The 21,002-nt window shown below is 60.6% G+C and carries 20 protein-coding genes; 8 read left to right on the forward strand and 12 right to left on the reverse strand.

Going from position 1 to position 21,002, the window contains the following annotated elements; all coding sequences use genetic code 11:
* Positions 1 to 9: 9 nt before the first annotated feature.
* From QRM57_RS06830 to QRM57_RS06840, 3 genes are all read right to left on the reverse strand, one after another.
* On the reverse strand, positions 10 to 861 hold the full coding sequence (locus QRM57_RS06830; protein ID WP_284986044.1) for an SDR family NAD(P)-dependent oxidoreductase: 852 nt from the start codon (positions 859 to 861) through the stop codon (positions 10 to 12).
* Between the two features lie 78 nt (positions 862 to 939).
* Complete coding sequence (locus QRM57_RS06835) at positions 940 to 1,314, reverse strand: TfoX/Sxy family protein (RefSeq protein WP_284986045.1); 375 nt, start codon at positions 1,312 to 1,314, stop codon at positions 940 to 942.
* Between the two features lie 44 nt (positions 1,315 to 1,358).
* Positions 1,359 to 2,603, reverse strand: coding sequence for a flavin-containing monooxygenase (locus QRM57_RS06840; RefSeq protein WP_284986046.1), 1,245 nt, complete (start codon positions 2,601 to 2,603; stop codon positions 1,359 to 1,361).
* 101 nt (positions 2,604 to 2,704) lie between these two features.
* Between QRM57_RS06840 and QRM57_RS06845 the strand changes: the two genes are divergently transcribed.
* A complete protein-coding gene (locus tag QRM57_RS06845) occupies positions 2,705 to 2,905 on the forward strand; it encodes a hypothetical protein (RefSeq protein ID WP_284986047.1) in 201 nt (66 codons plus the stop codon).
* A gap of 230 nt (positions 2,906 to 3,135) precedes the next feature.
* Entirely contained in the window at positions 3,136 to 3,339 is a 204-nt protein-coding gene (cspE, locus tag QRM57_RS06850) for a transcription antiterminator/RNA stability regulator CspE (protein WP_011773907.1), read from the forward strand.
* Positions 3,340 to 3,408: 69 nt separating this feature from the next.
* Here the strand turns inward: cspE and QRM57_RS06855 are convergent, their stop codons facing one another.
* The 3 genes from QRM57_RS06855 to QRM57_RS06865 all read right to left on the reverse strand — a co-directional run bounded on the left by QRM57_RS06855 (position 3,409) and on the right by QRM57_RS06865 (position 5,527).
* Positions 3,409 to 4,137, reverse strand: coding sequence for a hypothetical protein (locus QRM57_RS06855; protein ID WP_284986048.1), 729 nt, complete (start codon positions 4,135 to 4,137; stop codon positions 3,409 to 3,411).
* Positions 4,138 to 4,342: 205 nt separating this feature from the next.
* The gene (locus QRM57_RS06860; RefSeq protein WP_284986049.1) at positions 4,343 to 4,981 is read right to left on the reverse strand and encodes an ABC transporter ATP-binding protein; all 639 of its coding nucleotides are present in this window, start codon (positions 4,979 to 4,981) and stop codon (positions 4,343 to 4,345) included.
* A 63-nt stretch (positions 4,982 to 5,044) separates the two neighbouring features.
* Complete coding sequence (locus QRM57_RS06865) at positions 5,045 to 5,527, reverse strand: hypothetical protein (protein WP_284986050.1); 483 nt, start codon at positions 5,525 to 5,527, stop codon at positions 5,045 to 5,047.
* 936 nt (positions 5,528 to 6,463) lie between these two features.
* On the opposite strand from QRM57_RS06865, the gene QRM57_RS06870 reads away from it, so the two are divergent.
* Together QRM57_RS06870 and QRM57_RS06875 are read left to right on the forward strand one after the other, a co-directional pair.
* Positions 6,464 to 9,019 carry a LuxR C-terminal-related transcriptional regulator gene (locus QRM57_RS06870; RefSeq protein ID WP_284986051.1) on the forward strand — a complete coding sequence of 852 codons (2,556 nt, stop codon included), beginning with the start codon at positions 6,464 to 6,466 and terminating at the stop codon, positions 9,017 to 9,019.
* Between the two features lie 66 nt (positions 9,020 to 9,085).
* Complete coding sequence (locus QRM57_RS06875) at positions 9,086 to 10,357, forward strand: APC family permease (RefSeq protein WP_284986052.1); 1,272 nt, start codon at positions 9,086 to 9,088, stop codon at positions 10,355 to 10,357.
* A gap of 34 nt (positions 10,358 to 10,391) precedes the next feature.
* Here the strand turns inward: QRM57_RS06875 and QRM57_RS06880 are convergent, their stop codons facing one another.
* Positions 10,392 to 10,805 (reverse strand): hypothetical protein, encoded by a 414-nt coding sequence (locus tag QRM57_RS06880; RefSeq protein ID WP_284986053.1) that lies wholly within the window; start codon positions 10,803 to 10,805, stop codon positions 10,392 to 10,394.
* Between the two features lie 593 nt (positions 10,806 to 11,398).
* Here QRM57_RS06880 and QRM57_RS06885 point away from each other — a divergent pair.
* Positions 11,399 to 11,914 (forward strand): nucleoside/nucleotide kinase family protein, encoded by a 516-nt coding sequence (locus QRM57_RS06885; RefSeq protein WP_284986054.1) that lies wholly within the window; start codon positions 11,399 to 11,401, stop codon positions 11,912 to 11,914.
* A 54-nt stretch (positions 11,915 to 11,968) separates the two neighbouring features.
* Here QRM57_RS06885 and QRM57_RS06890 read toward each other — a convergent pair whose 3' ends face one another.
* The 3 genes from QRM57_RS06890 to QRM57_RS06900 form a co-directional block, all read right to left on the reverse strand.
* Positions 11,969 to 12,547 (reverse strand): hypothetical protein, encoded by a 579-nt coding sequence (locus QRM57_RS06890; RefSeq protein ID WP_284986055.1) that lies wholly within the window; start codon positions 12,545 to 12,547, stop codon positions 11,969 to 11,971.
* Between the two features lie 298 nt (positions 12,548 to 12,845).
* Positions 12,846 to 14,237 carry a UDP-glucose dehydrogenase family protein gene (locus QRM57_RS06895; protein WP_284986056.1) on the reverse strand — a complete coding sequence of 464 codons (1,392 nt, stop codon included), beginning with the start codon at positions 14,235 to 14,237 and terminating at the stop codon, positions 12,846 to 12,848.
* The gene (locus QRM57_RS06900; RefSeq protein WP_284986057.1) at positions 14,234 to 15,400 is read right to left on the reverse strand and encodes a glycosyltransferase family 4 protein; all 1,167 of its coding nucleotides are present in this window, start codon (positions 15,398 to 15,400) and stop codon (positions 14,234 to 14,236) included. The genes QRM57_RS06895 and QRM57_RS06900 overlap by 4 nt, the downstream gene beginning before the upstream one ends.
* Before the next feature lie 257 nt (positions 15,401 to 15,657).
* Between QRM57_RS06900 and QRM57_RS06905 the strand changes: the two genes are divergently transcribed.
* The gene (locus tag QRM57_RS06905; protein WP_284986058.1) at positions 15,658 to 17,460 is read left to right on the forward strand and encodes an FG-GAP-like repeat-containing protein; all 1,803 of its coding nucleotides are present in this window, start codon (positions 15,658 to 15,660) and stop codon (positions 17,458 to 17,460) included.
* Positions 17,461 to 17,708: 248 nt separating this feature from the next.
* Complete coding sequence (locus QRM57_RS06910) at positions 17,709 to 19,427, forward strand: FG-GAP-like repeat-containing protein (protein WP_284986059.1); 1,719 nt, start codon at positions 17,709 to 17,711, stop codon at positions 19,425 to 19,427.
* A gap of 110 nt (positions 19,428 to 19,537) precedes the next feature.
* Here QRM57_RS06910 and QRM57_RS06915 read toward each other — a convergent pair whose 3' ends face one another.
* Both QRM57_RS06915 and QRM57_RS06920 read right to left on the reverse strand, forming a co-directional pair.
* A complete protein-coding gene (locus QRM57_RS06915) occupies positions 19,538 to 19,696 on the reverse strand; it encodes a hypothetical protein (RefSeq protein ID WP_284986060.1) in 159 nt (52 codons plus the stop codon).
* Between the two features lie 259 nt (positions 19,697 to 19,955).
* A complete protein-coding gene (locus QRM57_RS06920) occupies positions 19,956 to 20,387 on the reverse strand; it encodes a MerR family transcriptional regulator (protein WP_284986061.1) in 432 nt (143 codons plus the stop codon).
* A gap of 143 nt (positions 20,388 to 20,530) precedes the next feature.
* Here QRM57_RS06920 and QRM57_RS06925 point away from each other — a divergent pair, with 143 nt between their 5' ends.
* On the forward strand, positions 20,531 to 20,953 hold the full coding sequence (locus tag QRM57_RS06925; RefSeq protein ID WP_235519155.1) for an Hsp20/alpha crystallin family protein: 423 nt from the start codon (positions 20,531 to 20,533) through the stop codon (positions 20,951 to 20,953).
* Positions 20,954 to 21,002: the final 49 nt, after the last annotated feature.

The following is a 21,002-nucleotide window of genomic DNA, read 5'->3' on the forward strand; positions in this document are numbered from 1 at the left end:
AGCGGAAGCTCAGAGGATCTTCGCCAGCCGGGTGCATTCCTCCCACAGCCTCCTTCGCGCCGCCGGGTCCGACCCCATGCCCGGCGTCGGCAGTTCCTTGCGCTTGGCCCAGAGTTTGCCGGACACCGCAGCAGTCTCCGGCGAAGTGGCCAGCCAAAAGGGCGTATCAGCCGCTTCCTCGGCAGGCTTGCCTAGCGTGTTTGTCAGCCAGCGGAATGGGCCGCCAACGTCCTGCAGCAGCCCCGTGTTCTTTACCAGGCCCGGGTGCACGGCATTCACCACAACGTTTGAGCCCCGAAGACGCTCCGCGAACTCCTGCGTCAACAGAACCCGGCCAAGCATCGTTGGTGGGGTAGCGCGCATGTAGCTGTACTTGCGCTTGGTGGTCTGAAGGTCGTCGAAATCGATCGTGGTAACCGACGGACCACCCGAATACTTCGACGCGATATTGACCACCCGCGACGTCCAGGCATCGTCTGCACTTGCCCCGCGTTTCAGCGAATCCACGAGCAGGTTGGTGAGCAGGAAATAGCCCATTACGTTGGTGGCGAATGTGACTTCGAGGCCGTCCGGGGTCACTTGGCGTTCCTTACGGAACACGCCAGCAGCGTTGACCAGCACGTTGAGTTTTTGATGACGGGAATGGAACTCGTCAACTGCCGACCGGATTGAGGCCTGGATAGAGAGGTCACACGCAAGCGGCTCCAGCGCCGCGTTAGGGACTACAGCCTGGATGTCGCGAATCGCGTCTTCTGCCCGCGCTTCTGAACGGCCAAGCACGACGACGGTCCCTCCTTCGCGGGCCAGCGCCGTCGCGATGGCCTTGCCAAGGCCGCCCGTAGCGCCCGACACAAGGGACACTCGCCCATTCATTGATGCCATAGCAGGATAACAGCACTTCCGGACATGTTTGGCGAGGGCTTTTGGGTGCAGCTTTGCCTATTTCTTGGGCTGCTTCGCCTTGGGTGCTTTCGGTGCTTTGGGCGGCAATTTTGCCACGTTCTCAAACGCCTTGGCCACCCATTCCGCAGTTTGCTCGGCGTCGTCCTGCCACGACTCAGGAAGGCCGAGGTAACCGCCCATTGGACGTTCTGCGGGACCAAAGGGTTGCGTCTGGTGATTGGACTCCAGTTCCTGCTGGTCGGCCTCGGAGAGCTTCACGCCGATGGTGGGACCAAACAAGCCGGCAAACATGTTGCCGTTCACGAAAGCACCGAGGTTCCCGAACATCGGCTTAACCTCCGCCTCCGGATTTTCGGGGACGGCCGAGCGGAAGCGTTCTTTGTCCGCCTCTGAGGGCTTGGGCATTTGCATGGAATCGTCCTCCTGGGAGCGTTTTGACTGAGTGGGAACAGTGTTCAAAGGCCGGAGATTCGCTCAGCGATAAATCTGGCGTCTAAACCCACACCACCGACTATCGCTGAATAGTGCCGCGTAAGCCAGGGCAGCCCGACGACGAACAGTCCAGCTGCCTCCATCACCCCACCCACGTGCTTCGGGTAGCCCCACTCATCAACCACCGGCATGTCAACGAAGCTGAAGTCGAGTTTGTACCCGGTTGCCCACAAGACGGACGTGATGTCGGCGTCGGCCAGGTTCAGCTGCGCCGGCTCGGTAGGCAGCCAATCATCCGCGGCTAAAGGTGGCTGCGAGGGCGCATCAATGCCCGCTGCCGCAATGTAAGCATCAATCGCCTTTCGTGACCGCTGTCCAAACGCGGACTCGACGGCGGCGAGGCGTTCGGGGAGGTCGTCGCTGAAGGTGATGGCGCCGTCGTCGATTGCTTCAACATGGCCGTGAAGGTGCATGCCGCGGCGGCCGAGTTCGCGGAGGTGGATGCTGTGGCCGCCGTCGGTGCCCGAGAGTAGAGGGTTGGGTGCGAATCGCAGGGAGGGGGAGGGGAGTGCCTTGGCGGTAAGGGCGTTGACGCCGAATTCGGGGCCGTGCTTGCCGGTTTCGAGCATCCAATAGATGAGGTCCTGGCCCCGGTACCGGCGGGGCGCTTCGGGGACGATCGAAACCGCGAGGTGGACGTCCCGTCCGGCTGCGTGGAGTTCCTCGGCGATCTGGCCGCCTGATTGTCCGGTGCCGACGACGAGCACGCCACCGTCGGGTAGTTGCTCGGGATTGCGGTAGTCGTGAGTGTGCAGCTGGGTTACACCGCTTGGGAGCTTCGCGGCGAGAGCCGGGATCTTGGGCACTTGGTAGGCACCCGTTGCAAGAACAACGTTTCGCGCCTTCAAGCTGCCCAGAGACGTCTCAACCTGGAAGCCTCCGTTCGACGTCGGGGACATCTTGGTCGCGTCGACGCCGGTGTGAATTGGCGCTGCGATCAGCTCCGCGTACCGCCTGAAGAGGTTCACCGCTGCATCGCGGGGGATGAACGCGTCCCGGTCGTCGCCGTCGTACGGCATCCCAGGGAGGTCCAGCGAAAGGTTGGGAGTGTTCATGTAGAAGCCGTCCCAACGATCCTGGAAGGCACCGCCCAAAGTGGCGCGCCGCTCGAGGATTTGATGCTCGACGCCGAATTGCGTGAGCCAGTAGCTCGTCGTGAGGCCCGCCTGGCCTGCGCCGATGATGACCGTGTCAGGTGTCGGTCCCATGGGGTGAACGTTACGCTTGCGGGCGGCGTTTGGGGATGGGCGAAGAAGGTTTTGAAAAGACGTAGGCTTTCCGGAAGACAATCTGGGGGGATGATTTGCACATGTCGACCACAAGCTTGATCCGGGCTCTCGATATCGCAACGTGGGTGGTGGCGGCCCTTAGCCTGGTTCTGCTCTTCAGCGGACTATTGGACAACCTCTGGGCAACGGCGTGCCTGATAGCGACTGCCGCTCCGGCGATTTCCAGCTGGGTGATCAAGGAAAGGCTCCAGAGTGTAGGCAAAGGCGACGAGCGGCAGTAACGCCCAAGTTGGCGTGTCCCGAACACACCTGATGGATAAATATTTCCCAGCACTAGCCATCTGCTCAAAACTCTGTAGACTTGACGGTGTTGTTGTGTTTGGCATTTGGTAGTTCAGGCAGTCCCCACGATCCTTCCGGATCGTGACTTTCTGAAGTAACTGTGGAGAACACCCCACACCCGGAGACCCGAAAGTCGGGACAATCTCCACCTTCAGTAAGGACTGAAAAAATGGCTACAGGTACCGTAAAATGGTTCAACTCCGAAAAGGGCTTCGGCTTCATCTCTCCTGAAGATGGCAGCCAGGACGTTTTCGCTCACTACTCTGCGATCAACTCCTCGGGCTACCGCTCCCTCGAAGAGAACCAGAAGGTTTCCTTCGACGTCGAGCAGGGCCCCAAGGGTCCCCAGGCAGTAAACATCCAGGCTATCTAGTCTTCGGATAACTCAGAAGCACGGCCGGTCACTGACCGGCCGTGCTTTTTTGTCTGCCCAAGTGGGCCTTTACACAAATTTCGTCATCCGTGACCAGACAAAGACGGACACCAGGGCAACAAAGAGCAAGCCCCCGGCCATGGCGGCCAGGCCGAGTTCGAGCTGCACTGGGAATGGCGGGCGTGGGCTGAACCCACCCCAGTAGTTGAAGACGCCCTCTGCAGCGGCGGTAAGAATATTTCGTGGATCGTAGGGCCCAGCGAAAGGTGCCACCATAAGCAGCCCGCCGGCAGCCAAGCTCGGTATCAGCATGCTTCTGGCCGCGAGTCCGACAAACAGACCCAGTAGCCCGAACATGATTGCCGTAGACGCGCTGAATGCAATTTGGACGGCGGGGCTTCCAACAGCCAGTGTTGCAACAGGGTAGGGAAAGCTGCGATCGACGGAGGGTAGAAAGGCCGCTCTGACGATAGGCGCTACAGCAAGGCTCAACGTCGCCGCAACCAGGACCGCAGCCAAGGAAACGGCCACAACAATAGCCGCTTTGGCAACGACGTATGGCGTTGCGCCTTGTGTGACCACTCGATCCTTCAAAATACGACGGCGGGCGTCGCCGGCCGCTACGCCACACCCGTACACGAAAAAGAGTAGCGGGATGACCAAGAAGGTGATCATTTCAAGTCCGGTTCCGACTCCATTCGTTCCTTCGAGGGCTTGGTAAGCAAGGTAGGCCCTTTCATAGTCATAGCGAAGTGGATTGTCCACCAGCTTCTGACCGTCCTGAACCACCAAGCTCATGGGCTGTTCTATGGCCTGAGCCAGGGACAGTCCGTTGGCTGATGCTTGTGCCGCCGTCGCCTCGAGACGAGTCATGCTGGCACCGACGTTGCTGGCACTCCCGGTGAATGCGAATACGAGAGCCAAAAGGAGACCAGCGAGGGGAAGCAAGAGCATTCTGCTCCAGTGCTGATACCTCAGTTCGGTCCTCATGGAACGAAGTAGGCTATTCATCAAACTCATCGATCTTGGAAGCTTCGTTGCCTGGATCTCGATGGATCTTGCCACGTCGAATGGTGAACTCAGATGAGGCAACGCTGCGGTAGAACGCGGATTCGTGATCTGAAATCAGTACACAGTTGGTGTCGGCGCTGGACTCCAGCAATTGCAGCAGGCCCTCTCGACCGGATTTATCCAGGCCAGACAGCGGTTCATCCAACAAGATGCATGGTTTCAGTGCTGTGAAAGCCGCTGCTATCTTGATCTTTTTTCTTTGTCCGAGAGAGTAGTTTGCAGATCTCTTCCTGAGAAGATCATTATTGAAGAACATCCGAACTGCAGGAGTTTCCTCAATGACTTCTGAAGATGCATCTAGAAGGGCCCGCAGATTCTGCAAACCTGTGAGTCGCCCGTGCAATGTGGAATCATCAAAGGCTACGGCAATGTTCTTCAACAATGATTCGCTATGCCAGAGAATGCTTCCTTGGTATCGTTCAAGCCCAGCCAAACACTTCAGCAAGGTGGTCTTGCCGCTCCCGTTTTCACCCCGAAGCACGTATATGCCGCTTGAGGGAATAGTCAATGATATGTTGTGCAACACGTTTATTCGGCCGTACCGTTTGGAAAGATCTGTTATGCGTAACATGAGTCCTCGTTTAGGAGGGGCCGGCCGCTCAGGACCGGCCCCTTTGGGCACTAAGTCCGTTGACTAGCCCTGCCACGCATACCAGGCGCCGTCGCCATATACGTTTGCGCTCTGGATGACGGTTGAGTGATAAATGTTGACATTTCCCCAAGGCGTGGGGGTGCCTACGCCTGCGTCGGTCAATGCTCTGAAGGAGTGCTGCCAGTTGCTCACATAACTTCGATTGATGCCCAGTGCCTGAACCGTGTTGAACCCGAAAGCACCAACGCGTTGATAGCCGTAGCTACTCGTCACCCGGCTCCAGTCGTAGTAGAAGTCCACGTTTTCCTCCGTGAAGAGCATCCAGTTTCCGGCGTAAAGACTGGCACGGCGCGATCCGACAGCTGTTGTTGAATATGTCGGTTCGCCCTTCTTGAGACTCAAGTGATTTGTGGTTCCGTCGCTTGATGCAGATCTAGGTGCGGTGACGTCTTTGAGTGTCTGCGTGCTGTCGGGCTCATCAGCTGCATGGGCCGGAGTCGCCAGGGTTGCGATGAATACTGACATGCATATTGCTGTGATGCTGGTGCGAATTTTCATGATCTTGTGTCCCCCAATGGACGTGATCTCAAGGGCCACTCGGGCCTACTTGATTTAATGTTTCCCAACACTCTCTCGCGAGATGAGGTTAGTTTGAGTGCATTATTGAGTTATTGCAAGGGAAATCACTTTCACTTCTACGGTTGCCATTCCGCGAGTCGTTCAAGTGATTGAGCAACACTCTCAACCCCAGATCTGCATTTGTCAAACGTGTACGTTGCGAGGAGCACAAACAATCCAAGGATTGTTTCACTGCGGTCACCTATGTAGCAATGCTTTCACCACCTAGGGAAGATGCGCCGCCACCTAGTTTTGGATAAATCGCCACCTAGAACGCCCTAAAACAGTCTGTGCAAGAACGAATTACCACCTAGTTCATGTTTCTCGCTGTATCGCTCGGAGAGAGCTGCATACGCAACTTCATAAAAGAAGGTGAGAGCGACATGTGATTCCCGAGCTTCGATGACCCGGCGACTACACAGTGGTGGTCGGGTGCATCCCGTCTGTGTGCCGGGCGGTGGCAGCTCACTACTCTGCGATCAACTCCTCGGCGTACGGCTTTTTGTCTGCCCGAGTGGATATATGTACTACAAAGCAAGTGGTCGTTCGAACACATATCCACATAGCGAATTACACCCATGTAATTCGACCTCGGCCCTCCGTAGCGTTGAACCCAAGCAACCACCACGGGGGAGGGATCCTGATGGACACCGCGAGCACTGCGCAACATGCCTCACACCACCTAGACGAGGCGGCCGAGCACCTAGTTTTGCCTAAATCGCCACCTAGAAGCCCCCAAAATGGCCTGTGCAAGGCCGTTTTGCCACCTAGTCCTGTTTCCTCGATCTAGCCTGCGAAGTGAGCCGCATGTCGGGCGTCCACAGAAACAGAAGGTCAGGTCGAGTGTTCGATTCAGAGGTTCAACGAATCCTCGATTTTGTTGCACGCGGCATAGGAGTGCGCGTTGTCGGCGCCCCCGGAAGCGGCAAGACCGCCGTCGTCAATAACGTGATCGCCAACCTGGAGAAGACAGGCGTCGCTGTCCACTTCATCAGTGGAATGCGTACGCACCGCGGCATCCCGTACTCGGCCATCAAAGGGCTGGGCCTGGACATGCGTCCCGGCCGCAGCGGGGTCTTTGATATCGCGGACGTTTTCGCCGCCCAGTTGGCGAAACCGGGGAAGCACCTGATGGTGGCTGACGACATCCACCTCGTAGACAACGAGTCCTTGGCAGTCCTGGAAGCCGTCCGCCGCCGATCGGACTGCCCCATGGTGGCCACCGCTCCCGACACGTGGGCGTTTTCAAAGGGCCAACTCGCTGTCCTCAACCAAGGCCGCGAGGCTCATCTGCAGCTGGACCCTCTCCACTACGAGCAGGTCCACATGCTGATCGCGCAGGTTCTCGGCGCGCCCGCGGATGCGGAGGCAACAGCCAGCATCCTCACCAAATCCGCGGGAAATCCTCGGCTCATTGTCCGGATAGCCGAAACGGCCTCGCTGAGCGAGCTCCTTGTGCTGAAGGACAAGCAATGGCGTATGACCAGCGGCTCCCTGTGGAACGAACACCTCCGGGGAACCTTGGAAGCGCTGCTGTCTGAGCTCACCGCCGAGGAGTTCACTGCCCTCCACATCATGGCGATACTGGGCACGGCGCGCATCGACATCCTTCAGAAGGTGGTCAGCCTCGAAATCCTGGAGAACCTCGAGCGCCGAGGGTTTCTCTCTGTCATGAACGATCACCACAGCGGGGCTATCGCCGCTATCAGCCCTCCGGTCATCGCCGACTATTTCCGTGGGCAGAAAATGCTCCGTGACCGGCACCTGCTGCGCAGCAAGATCGCGGGGATCCTCGAGACCGCTCCCCAGGTGGCCGGCGAAAACTCTTCGACGAGTGATTGCCTCACCCAGCTGCTCGCCGGGCTCCGCCTCGAAAAGGGCGACGACGACGCCGTCACCGCGCGCCATTTCCATGACCACAATGCAGCTCGTGAACGCACCCGCTTCGAACGATGGGAGGGCAACAAGACGGCGGCGAACGCGGTGGCGCTCCTCCGGACCTATTGGGGCGCGCCCGTGAACGTTCAACGCGCCACTCGCGTCTGTGCGGAAACACTAACCGCCGACGCCGAGCCGACAGACCTGCTGTTTCTCACCATTACCGAGGCGATGCTCGCTATCCATACGGGCCGAGGCCCGGGCGCCGCCGTCGAAATTCTCCAAGCCTTGGCGGCAACAAACCCTGAGTATGAGTCAGACGTTACAAATGCCATCGCCTTTCTCACTGCATCCCATGGTCGCATTCAGCGCAACGGGGAGCAGCTGACGGAAGATCCCGATTCGCAGCCGGGGATGCGGAACCTGGTGTGCGGGCTGCTGGAGCTGTACCGACTGCGGCCCGACGCTGCCATCAAGTGTGTGGATGGTGAGGGCGATGAGGATGCCTTCCCGCATCTCCGCCCCTTCATCCGAGGGTTCGCAATGTTCGCCGCGGGAAGGGTGGACGAGTCCCTTGTCTTCGCTCTGGAGTGGCGTGCCGAAGCCCGCAGGAACCTGGATCAGTTTGGCGTAGTCACCAGCAGCTACATTGCTGCCCACGGGTTGCTGTACCGCGGCAACTTCGAAGAGGCCGAGTACCTCATGAGCAGCGTCTTCGCCATGGGCCGGCCCGGGTTCGTGGTCGACTCCCTGTACGACGCCATGCTGCGGCTTGCCGGGCTGAGGCACGCAACCAACGTGGTCTCACCAGCTTTCTCCATCGCCGCACAAGCGCGGGAAGACATGCACGATATCGGCCCGCTTCCCGGTATTGGCAAAGGCGCCTACGAACTCATAGCCCACAGCAGCGCCCAACCCGCAACGTTCGATCGCAAAGCAACCAAGCTCATCAAGCGCCAACTGAAGAGCGGCTACGTTCTCGAAGCCATGATGACGGCGTTGCTGTGCACATGCCTGTGCCCGGGGCGGCCAGTACTGGACCTGCTGCAGAAGATCCTCAGGGAGAGTGGCATAACCATCCACGACAACCTCCTGGCCATTGCCGCCGCAGTTGTTGAAGGGGACCACCAGCTGCTGGGTCTCCTCCTCAAGCACTACGAACCCGATCCCGACACCTACCAAATAGGGATGCTGCTCCGCGGCGCCCTCAAACGCCACGTCGTCGAAGGTGACAGTGTTGCAGCTGACGCTCTTGCCCAGGCCTCCTCGATGTTCGCGGTTCGGTTCCCGTCGGCCAACGAGCAACTGTCCTTCAACACCTTCAGGACTACGCCGCTCACCGAGAGGGAGATCGAGGTGGCAGTACTGGCGGGACATCGATCGAATGTCGAAATTGGCGAACACCTGGGCATCAGCGCCAGAACGGTGGAGAACCACATTTCCAACGCACTCAGGAAAACGGGTGCAACGTCGCGGAACAGTCTTTTCATGCTCGTGGGGAATTCACTTCCACCGCGCTGACCCGGGATACGCTCGGAGTAACGCACCTTTTGTGGCGTTCAGACTCCCAACACGTGAAGGGTTTCCGTGAGCAATTCCCCGGCCTTGGCCCGCAGGCTCGGCACCTTCGATGCCTCACTCATCGGCCTCGGCTCCATGATCGGTGCCGGCGTGTTCGCCGCATTCACCCCCGCTGCGGCTGCTGCAGGTTCGGGGCTGCTCGTGGGCTTGGTAGTTGCAGCCTTCGTGGCGTTCTGCAACGCCACATCGTCCGCTCAACTGGCCGCGGCCTACCCGACATCGGGTGGTACCTACGTCTATGGCCGCGAGCGACTCGGACCGTGGTACGGGTTCCTGGCCGGTTGGGGTTTCATCATCGGCAAGACGGCCAGCGCCGCAGCAATGGCTATGACGTTCGCCGCCTACGCCGCACCCCAAGGCTGGGAACGCCCGGTGGCGATTGCCGCCGTCGTACTCCTGACGGCTGTGAACTATCACGGCGTAACCCGCACAGCAGGCCTGACCCGGATCCTGGTGGTTGCTGTGTTGATTGCGCTGGCCATCGCAGTCGGTGCGGTGTGGGGCGGATCAGGGCCTGACTTTGGCAACCTGGTGGGGGAGGGGCTGCTGGCCCACGGCTGGTACGGGATTCTGCAGTCGGCCGGGTTGCTGTTCTTTGCCTTCGCCGGGTATGCGCGGATTGCAACGATGGGCGAGGAAGTCCGGGAGCCGCGCCGCACCATCCCACGGGCCATCAGCATCGCGCTTGGCATCACGATCCTGATTTACGCGGTCATTGCGGTCACGCTGCTGGCTGCGCTCGGTCCCGACGGAATCGCGGGGAATACGACGCCGCTCGCCGCCGCCGTCGAACAGGGAAACTTTGCGTGGGCTGCTCCCGTGGTCCGGGTCGGAGCTGCGGTCGCTTCACTCGGGGCTCTCCTGGCACTGATCGCCGGGCTCGGTAGGACCAGTCTGGCGATGGCTCGCGAGCACGACTTGCCGCACGCGCTCGCCGCCGTCCACCCGAAGTACAAAGTGCCCCACCGTGCTGAACTGACGCTGGCGGTGGTTATTTGCGGGATCGTTGCGGTGGCCGACCTGCGGGGTGCGATCGGATTTTCTTCATTCGGGGTGCTGCTCTACTACTTGGTGGCTAACATTGCGGCGTTCACCCAGCCGGCTGAGGATCGTCGGTACCCGAAGGCCCTGCAGGTCGCTGGAGCCGTGGCGTGTGTGGTCCTGGTGGCGACTCTGCCGCCACTGTCTGTGGGGCTCGGTGTTCTGATGTTCGTTGTGGGCATCGTGTTTCGGTTGCTGCGGCTTCGGCGGGCTGGGCACGACTCCACCTGGGGGTAATTGGGGTGGAGCCGTCCATTACCGGATTTCGGGACTAGGTGTTGGGAGGGAACTCTTGCGCGCTCTCGGCATCTCTAGCCATGTACTTGTAGAGGCTCAGAACAGCCACCATTAGGGCGCAGACCGCAGCGACAAGGCCTATGATCTCCTGAATCGGCACGGCAAGGGGCGGGCTCAGAGCTACAGAATTGGCAAAACCCGCGCTGGCGAAGATGCCTGCCCTGAGTACAAGGAGCCGGTCCGGATTCATGAAGTGAAGTGCGAATGGTCCTAGGACAGCAAGGAGCAGCAATCCGATCATTACTGAGCTGAGAAGGATACTGGGGTTGAGCTTTGACAAGCCGGCGGGCGGTGGATTGAGCCCGAGTATGACCGTTGAAAGGCCCGAGCATACTGCGACTGCTAAGCCCAGAATGCGCAGTGCAGGCGAGAAGTCGTGACTCAGCATGAGGCAGTATTCCGGATGGTGTTCAGTGCTTGGAAGATTCCGAAGGACTTGGACAACCTTTCGACGTTACTAAAGTTCAATGCGTCCTCGCTCAGAGCCGTTAGTGATATTAGGAACTCGCGCCCAAACACCGAAGTTGGTCGCGGCTTCGGCGGGCTGGGCACGACTCCACCTGGGGGTAATCGGGTGGAGCCGTGCCGGTATGCCTCCGACGCCGGGGCGGGTGGGGTTTCCCGCCGGACACCGGGATCCCGCCCCAGAGGCACAAGAAGAGACTATGACCGGATTTCGGGACTAGGTGTTGGGAGGGGGAAACTAGGTGCTGAGCACGCCCGATTTGTGTGGTTTATGGCCCAAGATGAGTGGAGATTCGGCGGCCCTAGGTGCTGGGGGATGAGGTCATCCTGTGCCACGATGGTCCGATGATTGGGGAGAGCCTACTGGCTGGCAGAGCGGAACTCTTGCAGTTCCTGGCGAGAGAAATTGTGGAACTCGGTGAGGGCCGCCGCCTGATTGGCATTGATGGCGCCGACGGAAGTGGGAAAACGACGTTTACCGCTAGCCTCGCAGCATCGATTCGGGACCGCCCGGTCGTGACCATTCACCTCGACGATTTCCTCAACCTGCAGGAAGTCCGGCATCGGCGCGGACGGGCATCGCCCGAAGGGTTCTGGCTGGACACCTACGACTACGCGGCCTTCCAGGACAACGTTCTGACTCCGCTGCGAAGGAGCGGGGACGGAAAGTATCGCCCGGCCGTCACGGATGCCCGTCAGAACCAGAGACTTGAGTTACCACTACGGCAAGCGCCGGAGGAATCTTTGGTGCTGGTCGAGGGGATGTTCCTTCACAGGGAGGAGCTGATGGGCCAGTGGGACTACTCGATCTTCCTCGATGTCCCGTTCAGCGAAACAGCACGACGTATGTCCGTGCGGGACGGCGGCAACCCTGACCCCGAACACCCGTCCATGCGCCGGTATGTCGGCGGCCAGCGTCTCTACTTCGAGGCCGCGGAACCGTGGACGCGCGCAACCAGGGTTGTCGACAACACTCAGCCGGACGAACCCAGGTTGCTATCCGGAGGTGAGGCGTCGAAGCGCCGACGCTGATAGCAGTGTGGGGCGACCACGGCACTTCACGCCACGACCGCCCCACAGAAGAAGCTACTTTTCGCAGCCGATTCCGTCGCCGTCCGAGTCGAGCTTGTAGATATCCGAGCCAATGACGGTCACCGGACCCCGAACGTATGCGGGACCATTGCCCTTTCCACCGGCGCAGTCAACATCGGAAGCTATAGGAACGCAGCCGCTGTAGTTCGGATCGCAGCCATTTTGTGCCTGTGGTGCGGGGGCTTGGGCCTTTGGAACTACCGCGGCTGCTGCCTTATCAGCAGCCGCTTTAGCTGCCGCAGCTTGAGCAGCTGCGGCCTGCTCTGCAGCCGCCTTGTCCGCTGCTGCCTTGTCCGCAGCGACTTTGTCGGCCGCGGCCTTATCAGCAGCTGCTTTATCGGCCGCGGCCTTATCCGCTGCAGCCTTAGCTGCGGCTTCGGCAGCGCGCTGATCCGAAAGTTTCCGTGCGGTTGCTGAGTCCAACCACACCAATTTCCCGGATTGATCCATGCCACAGACATAGGTGTCACCGGCGCCGACCTGCGTAGCCTTCTCTGTTGTACAGGACGTTCCGGCGACCTTGCTCGGAGTTGGTGTCGGCGTCGACGACGGCGAGGACTTGGACGTGCTCACCGAGCTGGCGGTGGTTGTGGACCCCTGTCCGCAGGCCGACAGCAGGACAACGACAGAGCCTAAGGCGATCAGCGCGAGCGATTTACTGCCTTGAGCCAAGGAAGACTTGCGCCGGAAATGCCTATTTTTGGACGTGCGAATAGCACCCTTTTTCAATGTAATGCCCCCTTTTAGATGCGCCGATGCGATGGCGCGTGTTGCGACCATAACACCGGCTGAACAGCAAAGGGAGAGGAAGTTATCTATGACTTTGCATGGAGCGAAAGTTACGGACCAGCCGTTCCGCACAAGCCTTGCTCTAAGCCCGCGCGTGCTTCCGTCGCGTGGCGACAGGCGTCGCAGCCCCACGCTCCGCACCGACACTCACACCCGCACCCGTCCCCAACCCGCGGACCGTCCACCCGGCGCTCCGCCAAGCCTCAGCGTCCAGTACGTTGCGAGCGTCCAGCACCATCCGGCGTCGTACCAGCGAGCCGACAGCAACGGGTGACAGCGAGACGTATTCGTCCCATTCCGTCAGCAGCAGCACGAGTTCGGCGCCTTCGAGGGCACGTTTGGTGGAGGCTTCGAAGCGGATCTGCGGGTAGCGGATCCAGGCGTTGTTGATGGCTTTGGGGTCGGTGACGGTGACGTGCGCGCCGGCGGAGGCGAGTTGCTGGGCGACGTCCAGGGCGGGGGAGTCGCGGATGTCGTCGGTGTCGGGCTTGAAGGCTGCGCCGAGGATAGTCACGGTGCGGCCGGACAGGAACCCGCGGCACATTTCGCGGGCGATCTCCACGGCACGGGAGCGCTGATCGAGGTTGACCGAATCAACCAACGCCATCCACTCGTCCACCGAGGGCACCGAAAGCTCACGCGCCTGTGCCCGGAAGGACCGGATGTCCTTGGGCAGGCAGCCACCGCCGAAGCCTAGCCCGGCGTGCAGGTACCGGTTGCCGATGCGGGGGTCCAGGCCCATCGCCTCGCTGAGTTCGCTGACGTCGGCGCCCGACGCGTCGCAGAGCTCGGCCATCGCGTTAATGAAGCTGACCTTCGTAGCCAGGAACGCGTTCGACGCGGACTTGATCAGCTCCGCGGTCGCGAAGTTGCAGACCAAGCGCGGGATGCCTGCGCTGATCAGTGGCTCGTAGACGGCGTCGAGCACGGCGGTGACTGGAGCCCCGGCCGCGGCATCCTTGCCACCCGGGACGCCGTAGACCAGCCGATCGGGAACCAGCGAATCCTTGACTGCAGTGCCTTGGCGCAGGAACTCGGGGTTCCAGCCGAGCAGTACGTCGGAGCGTCGTGCCAGCAGCTCGCGCAGCTTCTCCACCGTGCCTACCGGCACCGTCGATTTACCGACGACGGCGGCCCCCTTGGCCAGGTGCGGCAGGAGGCTCTTCGTGGCGCCCATCAGGTAGGACAGGTCCGCGGTATCCGAGGTCTTGGACTGCGGCGTGCCTACACAGAGGAAGTGAACCTGGGCATCCGCGGCCAGGGAGAAGTCCGTGGTGAACTCGAGCCGGCCGGTGGTGCGGCCATCGCGCAGGAGTTCGTCCAGGCCGGGTTCGTGGAAGGGGGCCAGTGCTTTGTTGAGCTGTTCGACTTTGGAGGAGTCGACGTCGATACCCACCACGGTGTGGCCCATCGAAGCGAGCGTTGCTGCGTGGACTGCGCCGAGGTAGCCGCAGCCGATCACGGAAATCTTCATGAGGTGGGTCCTTTGCTTGAGGTCAATTCGGTGGGGCCGTTTTCCCGGGAGAAAGAGGCGATGACTTCGTTGTAATGGCGGACCAGGTCGGCGCTGAGCACCGGCCACGTCCTGCCTTGGACCGAGGCGGTTGCTGCCGTTGCGAACGCACGGCGCTTGGCGTCGTCGCCCGTTAGGTCCAGCGCGTAACTGCGCAACTGGGCGAGGTTCCCTGGTTCGTAGAGCCAGCCGGTGCGGGAGTTTTCCACGAGGTCCAAGGGGCCGCCGCGGCCGGTAGCCACCACGGGAACGCCCGACGCCATGGCTTCCTGGATGGTTTGGCAGAAGGTTTCGAACTCGCCCGGATGGACGAACAGGTCAAAGGAAGCAACAGCTTCGGCCAGGGCGTCCCCGCCAAGGAAGCCCGTAAATACAGCGCCCGGCAGCGCAGCTTCAAGGGAGGTGCGCTGCGGGCCATCGCCCACGATCACCAGCTTCGTGTTCGGCAGATCAGCGAGCACGGCGAGGTCCTCAACCTGTTTCTCCACGGCGAGCCGGCCGACGTAGCCGATGATGCGGTGACCGTCGGGCGCTACTTCGCTGCGCCACGCCGTCGAGCGTTTTGCGGGATTGAAGCGCGCGGTATCCACACCGCGACGCCACATGTCCACGCGCAGGATGCCGCGACCGCGCAACTGGTTCAGCGCGAACGTGGAGGGCACAAGGGTTCGGGTTGCCAGAAGGTGGATGTTGTCCACACGGTTCCATGCCCAGTTCTCCAGGAACGGCACGCCGTAGCGGGCGGCGTAGCTGGGGACCTCGGTTTGGTAGATCGCCACGGTCGGGATGCCGAGTTGGTGGGCGGCCTGCACGGCGCGCCAGCCGAGGACGAACGGGGAGGCGAGATGAACAACATCGGGGGAGAAATCGGCAAGGATTCGCTTGACCCGATTCACACCACCCAACGCAACCCGCACATTCGTGTAGCCGGCCAGCGGCACCGAGGGAAGCCGGTGCACATACGCACCCTTCTCGACGCTCGAAACATCAGTGTCCGACGTCGACGGCGCGATCACCATCACCTCATCCCCGCGCTCCTGCAGATGCTCCAGCACCCGCAGTATCGAGTGGGTTACCCCATTCATCAGTGGCAGGAATGATTCGGCGACGATTGCGATCCTCACGCCTTCAACGGTGGTCGGGGCGGTTGGCGGTGCGGGTTCGATCGGGTGGCCTGTGGAGGAAGAGTTGGTTAACAGGTGGTTCTCCTGTTTGCCCTGGGGCGCGCGTAGACTCTGCTTCACCGACGCGCTGGGGCGTCATGACTTCTGGGGGTCTTGCCATGTTTGCTACTGGGGATAATTCGCGCGCGCTTGGAGTACGACGGCGGGTTGGCGTACGACGGCGGCGCCGGACAGCGGCTGGTAGTGTCGCCGTCGGATTGGGGCTGGCGCTGTTGGTGGGAACCTTTGGTTCGCCTCTTCCGCCGGCCGTAGCTGATGCGGTCACGGACATCGTTCCCGTAGGCGACAAACCTGGTGCCATCGCCGTGAACCCTGTGACGAACAAGGCGTACGTCGCCTCGTTCGAGGGTGTTTCGGTCATCAACGGAACGTCCGAGGGGGGCCTCCTGTACTCGGGAGACATGCCCGTGGACGTTGCCGTGAACTCGGCGACGAACAAGATCTACGTCAGCGAGATCGGCGGGTCGGTTGCCGTTGTAAATGGGGTTTCCGGTGCCGTGACATGGGTTCCCGTGGGGGCAGAGCCAGGCGTCGTGGCGGTGAACGAGACAAACAACAAGATCTACGTGGCTGTGAAAACGGGTGTCACGATCATTGATGGGGCTACGAACACGACTACTTCTGTGGCGCTCTTCAGCGGTGCCCAGGACATTGTGGTAAATCCTGTGACCGACAAGGTCTACGTTAAATCCGGCGGATCCATACGGGTACTGAACGCCGGCGGCACTGTCGTTGGTGAAGTCCTTATCGGCGCTGGTGGCATCCTGGCCATCGCCGTCAATCCGGTAACCAACAAGATCTACTACACAACGCTAGGCAGATACGGCGCCAGCATCAACGTGGTGGATGGTGTGAGTGACAAGACCACGGGCACAATCGACTCCTCCAGGGTGGTGGGGATTCTGGCCGTCAACACGGCGTCCAATAAGGTCTACGTAGCGGCCGACAGCGATTCCGTGGACGGTTTCATCAAAATTATCGATGGCGCGTCCTTTACGGAGGTCACCACCATTGGCACCGCCACGCGTGTGAGTGAGATCGAAGTGAACCCCGCGAGCAATAAGGTTTACGTTCCCACAGGCGGTGGTGGCACAGTCATCATCGATGGCCAGAGCAACAGCAGCTACGCCGTTTTCACAGGCAGTGAACCGGTCTCCGCTGCCGTCAACACCTCCACTAACAGGGCTTACATCGTGAGCTACGGCACCGCCTCTGTGCGGATCATCGATGGGACCGTGGAGCGGCCCGTCAAGAATGATTTCAACGGCGATGGGTTCACTGACGTCTTGGCTCGCGAAGCTTCCGGCGTCTTGTGGCTCTATCCCGGCGACGGATCAGGCGGGTGGCTGACTCGGGTGCACGTAGGGCAGGGCTGGAACGTGATGACAGCTCTGGTTGCTCCCGGCGACTTCAATGGCGACGGCAACGCCGACGTCCTTGCCCGTGACGGCGGAGGGCTGCTGTGGCTCTACCCGGGCAACGGATCGAGTGGCTGGCTGCCCCGGGTGCAGGTGGGCACAGGCTGGGCTGGAATGACCGCGATCGAATCCGTCGGTGACTTCAACGGCGACACCTTCGTGGATATCGCTGCCCGTACCGCCTCAGGCGTTTTGTGGGTGTACCGGGGCAACGGCTCTGGCGGTTGGCTGTCTGCCATCCAGGTGGGCACCGGGTGGAACGGTATGTCTGAGATAACCGGCGTCGGCGACTTCAATAGCGACGGCACGCCCGATATTGCTGCCCGTGACTCTTCCGGCGTGCTCTGGCTTTACCCAGGCAACGGCTCAGGTGGCTGGCTGCCGCAGCGGGCAATCGGCCAGGGCTGGAACGTCATGAACTCGCTGGCTGGTCCGGGTGACTTCGACGGTGATGGACGTGGTGACATCCTGGCCCGGAACGCCGCGGGCGAGCTGTGGCTGTACGCGGGCAGCGGGGGACTGGCGTGGCCTTCGCCTTCCCGCGTGGGTACGGGATGGAACGGAATGACGGCAATTCTGTAGTTCAGGTCACACGCTGTAGACTCCGCTCATCGGCGCGACAGTCGCGTCTCACTTCTCTGGGGGTCTCCTTGGGTTCTGTCGCGTTTAAATCCGCCGTTCCTGGTGCCGGAAAGTTCCGAGCTAAGCGCACCACGTTTGCGCTCGCTGTCATTGCCTCACTGGGCCTTTCGCTGTTGGCTGGCGCGCCCGCTGAAGCTGACTCGACCTCGTTCGACATACCGGTTGGGAAGTCCCCTCACGACCTAGCGGTGGCCGACAACGGAGACGTTTATGTCGCTACTGACAGCGGGGTGTCAGTGATCGAGGCAAAAACAAGAAAAGTCACGACGGTAGACGTGGGCGGCCCGGCGCAGGGGGTTGCCACTTTCGGCAGCAGCACAGCCTACGTCAGTGTTGACGGCCAAGCTGGCGCCAACGGGTCGGTAGTGATTATGAACGGTGCCTCAATTGCGGGCCGCGTAAAATCAGGGCCCAACCCCCGCAAGATTGCCGTCAATAAGGACACTCGAAAGGTGTACGTAGCCTACGGCAATGGAATCACTGTTATTGATCCGTGGACGGGCCATTCGGCGGTGGACATCCCCTACTACGGGTCCGTTCCTGGCGGAGTGGTCGTCGACTCATCGCGAAACAGGGTGTTCGTCCCAACCAACGGTGGCGTTCTCACGGTCATTGACGGACAGACGAACTTCAAGAACGTTTATGTGTTGGGCGGGGGCGATGCGATTGATCATGCCGTCAACACCCGGACCAACGAGGTTTTCCAAACTCTCGCGGGAAGTTATCTTGGCCATCCACAAAGCGATCTGGGAATAGTTGAAGACTCGGCCTATGCAAGCTTTCTGTACCGGCAGGATGAGACCTTCGGGAAGGTTGCTGTGGATTCTTGGACCGGTATTGTTTACGTCGAGTCCCTGAATGCTGGTGGCAGTTCGTCGATTGTGTTGGTCGATCCGGCACTGAGGCAGAAGATCGCCCAGATTAGCATCCCGAGCGAGCCCACCGCATTGGCCGTCGATTCCACGCGCCACAGGACATATGCCCCCTTGAGCCGTGGGGGTGTCTCCGTCATCGACTCATCCAACACCTCGTCAGTAGTTCGAACCGGAGTTCGACCTGTAGCTGTTGCGGTTCACGAGTACACGGGCGCAACCTACGTGGCGAATCAGGGAAGTGCTTCGGTGACGGTTGTTCAGTCCGCTGATCCCAGACCCGTGAAGAACGATTTCAACAACGATCGGAATGCAGACGTTTTGGCGCGTGACGGCTCCGGCGTCCTGTGGCTCTACCCGGGGGATGGTGCTGGCGGTTGGCTCGACAGGCGCCAAGTTGGCCAAGGGTGGAACGTTATGACGTCCATGGTTACTCCTGGCGATTTCAACGGTGACGGCTATTCAGATGTGCTTGCCCGCGACTCGTCCGGCGTGCTGTGGCTCTATGGCGGGAACGGCTCTGCAGGTTGGTTGCCACGTGTGCAGATCGGCGTGGGTTGGAGCGGCATGACCGCAATCACCTCTGCAGGAGATTTCAACGGCGACGGCAACCTGGACGTTGCGGCACGGGACGGTAGCGGCGTCTTGTGGTTGTACCCAGGAAATGGCAAGGGCGGCTGGCTGACCAGGGTCCAGATCGGTTCTGGCTGGTCTTCCATGACGGACATCGTGGGCGTGGGCGATTTTAATACCGACGGTGCCTCCGACGTTATGGCACGGGATTCCGGTGGGCGGCTCTGGCTCTACCCAGGAAACGGTGCCGGCGGCTGGTTGCCACAAGTGCAGTACGGCCAGGGATGGAATGGCATGACAGCGCTCTTCGCAACGGGTGACTTCAGCGGCGATCGAAAGGCGGACATCATGGCTCGCGATTCGTTCGGCGCATTGTGGCTCTTCTCCGGCAGCGGCGGTGCCAAATGGCCCATTGGAAGTGTCATTGGCCAGGGCTGGAACGGCATGACCGCAATTCTCTAAAGTAAAAAACGGCAAAACCCCCGCTGAAGTGAACTTCACTGCTGAGAGTCGACGTGCAGTCCATTCTCCAAGTGCGGTCCCTGCGGTCGGGGGTTTTGCCGTTGCCTCGTCTATTTGGTCGCTACGAATACTTTGTCGCCGAGCATTCCAGCACGGACCGCGAGGACGCCTTGTCCAGCAGTCGCACCAGGAACCTCGAAGGCTTTATTGCCGGTTGCTGTGGCCCCCTTGTAGAGCGTACTCATGCTGTCGATTGACTCGGGTGCCACGGCGAAAGTTTTGGTGCCGTCAACCGTGTTTCCATCGGCAGTGACGTAGTCGACTGATACTCGTATTAGGTCGCGGAACCTGATTAGTGTACGGCGGTACGCCTGGGCCCTGTGCATATTGAGGGTGCCCTTGTGCGAATTGAGGATGCTGGGGATGAGGCGAAGGCTGCTGTGAGCCCGCCCCCGGAAGCTCTGGAGTTGTTCTCAGCTTCCAAAACCCGACTGCCCCGCATATTGAGCGGGACTAACCGTCTTGAAGTCAGCCTGCTTTACCTCGCGCTCTTTTCAAATCCCTCCGCAGCCCCCGGTTGTCCTCCCGCAGCCCTTCGTTGTCCTGGGCCAGCCCCCGGTTGTCCTCCGTCAACCCTTGGTTCTCGGCCTCCAGTTCCAACACCAGCTTCACGCCGGCCAGGTTCAGCCCCTCATCCAGCAACACCCCGATCCGGCGCAGGGTCGCCAGGTTCCGTTCGCTGTAGCGGCGGGTGCCGCCGTCGGTCCTCTCGGGGGTGAGTAGCCCTTTACGTTCGTACAGCCGAAGGTTTTGCTGGCCGGTGCCCACGAGCTCAGCTGCAACGGAGATCGCGTAGACGCCGAGCGCGTCCCGGTCGCCGGTAGAACCCGACCCGCCGTCGGACGCGGCGGCACCCAATCCGCCGTCGTGCCCTCCAGATGAACTGTCCGTAGCACCCATCCGAAACCTCTCCAAAATTCTTCCGAAAACCTACTTGCACCACTCTCTCACCAGTGCTATAAAAAATCTATACCAGCCAACACAGATCTGGAAGGCTGGACCAACAGAAAAGTCAGCATCAAGATCTAAGGAGTGAGAACAAAATGCTGATGCGCACTGACCCGTTCCGCGAATTCGACAGGCTCGCCCAACAGGTTTTTGGCACAACAGCACGCCCCGCCGGCATGCCGATGGACGCCTGGCAGGAAGGCGAAGAGTTTGTGGTCGCTTTCGATCTGCCTGGTGTGAATCCTGAATCGGTGGACCTCGACGTCGAGCGCAACGTCCTGACCGTTAAGGCAGAACGGAAGTCGCCAGCGGGCGAGAACACCGAACTGATCGCCGCCGAACGCCCCCAAGGCGTTTTCAGCCGCCAACTGATCCTGGGCGACACCCTGGACACCGACGGCGTCAAGGCCAGCTACGACGCAGGTGTGCTGACACTCCGCATCCCCGTCGCCGAGAAGGCCAAGCCCCGGCGCATCGAAATCACGTCCAACGAGCAACGACAAGAAATTAACGCGTAATCCACCCTCTCCGCTGAGGGCTCGCCCGGGGGTGGCCCTCAGCGGAGCG

It is taken from the genome of Arthrobacter sp. fls2-241-R2A-172 (assembly GCF_030208885.1).
Classification (GTDB): Bacteria; Actinomycetota; Actinomycetes; order Actinomycetales; family Micrococcaceae; genus Arthrobacter.

Excerpts from the sequence above, each read along its gene's own strand:
- QRM57_RS06895 (WP_284986056.1), bottom strand. The coding sequence starts at position 14,237 with ATGAAGATTTCCGTGATCGGCTGCGGCTACCTCGGCGCAGTCCACGCA.
- QRM57_RS06880 (WP_284986053.1), bottom strand. The coding sequence starts at position 10,805 with ATGCTGAGTCACGACTTCTCGCCTGCACTGCGCATTCTGGGCTTAGCA.
- QRM57_RS06865 (WP_284986050.1), bottom strand. The coding sequence starts at position 5,527 with ATGTCAGTATTCATCGCAACCCTGGCGACTCCGGCCCATGCAGCTGAT.
- cspE (WP_011773907.1), top strand. The coding sequence starts at position 3,136 with ATGGCTACAGGTACCGTAAAATGGTTCAACTCCGAAAAGGGCTTCGGC.
- QRM57_RS06855 (WP_284986048.1), bottom strand. The coding sequence starts at position 4,137 with ATGAGCTTGGTGGTTCAGGACGGTCAGAAGCTGGTGGACAATCCACTT.
- QRM57_RS06925 (WP_235519155.1), top strand. The coding sequence starts at position 20,531 with ATGCTGATGCGCACTGACCCGTTCCGCGAATTCGACAGGCTCGCCCAA.
- QRM57_RS06835 (WP_284986045.1), bottom strand. The coding sequence starts at position 1,314 with ATGCAAATGCCCAAGCCCTCAGAGGCGGACAAAGAACGCTTCCGCTCG.
- QRM57_RS06840 (WP_284986046.1), bottom strand. The coding sequence starts at position 2,603 with ATGGGACCGACACCTGACACGGTCATCATCGGCGCAGGCCAGGCGGGC.
- QRM57_RS06860 (WP_284986049.1), bottom strand. The coding sequence starts at position 4,981 with ATGTTACGCATAACAGATCTTTCCAAACGGTACGGCCGAATAAACGTG.
- QRM57_RS06920 (WP_284986061.1), bottom strand. The coding sequence starts at position 20,387 with ATGGGTGCTACGGACAGTTCATCTGGAGGGCACGACGGCGGATTGGGT.
- QRM57_RS06845 (WP_284986047.1), top strand. The coding sequence starts at position 2,705 with ATGTCGACCACAAGCTTGATCCGGGCTCTCGATATCGCAACGTGGGTG.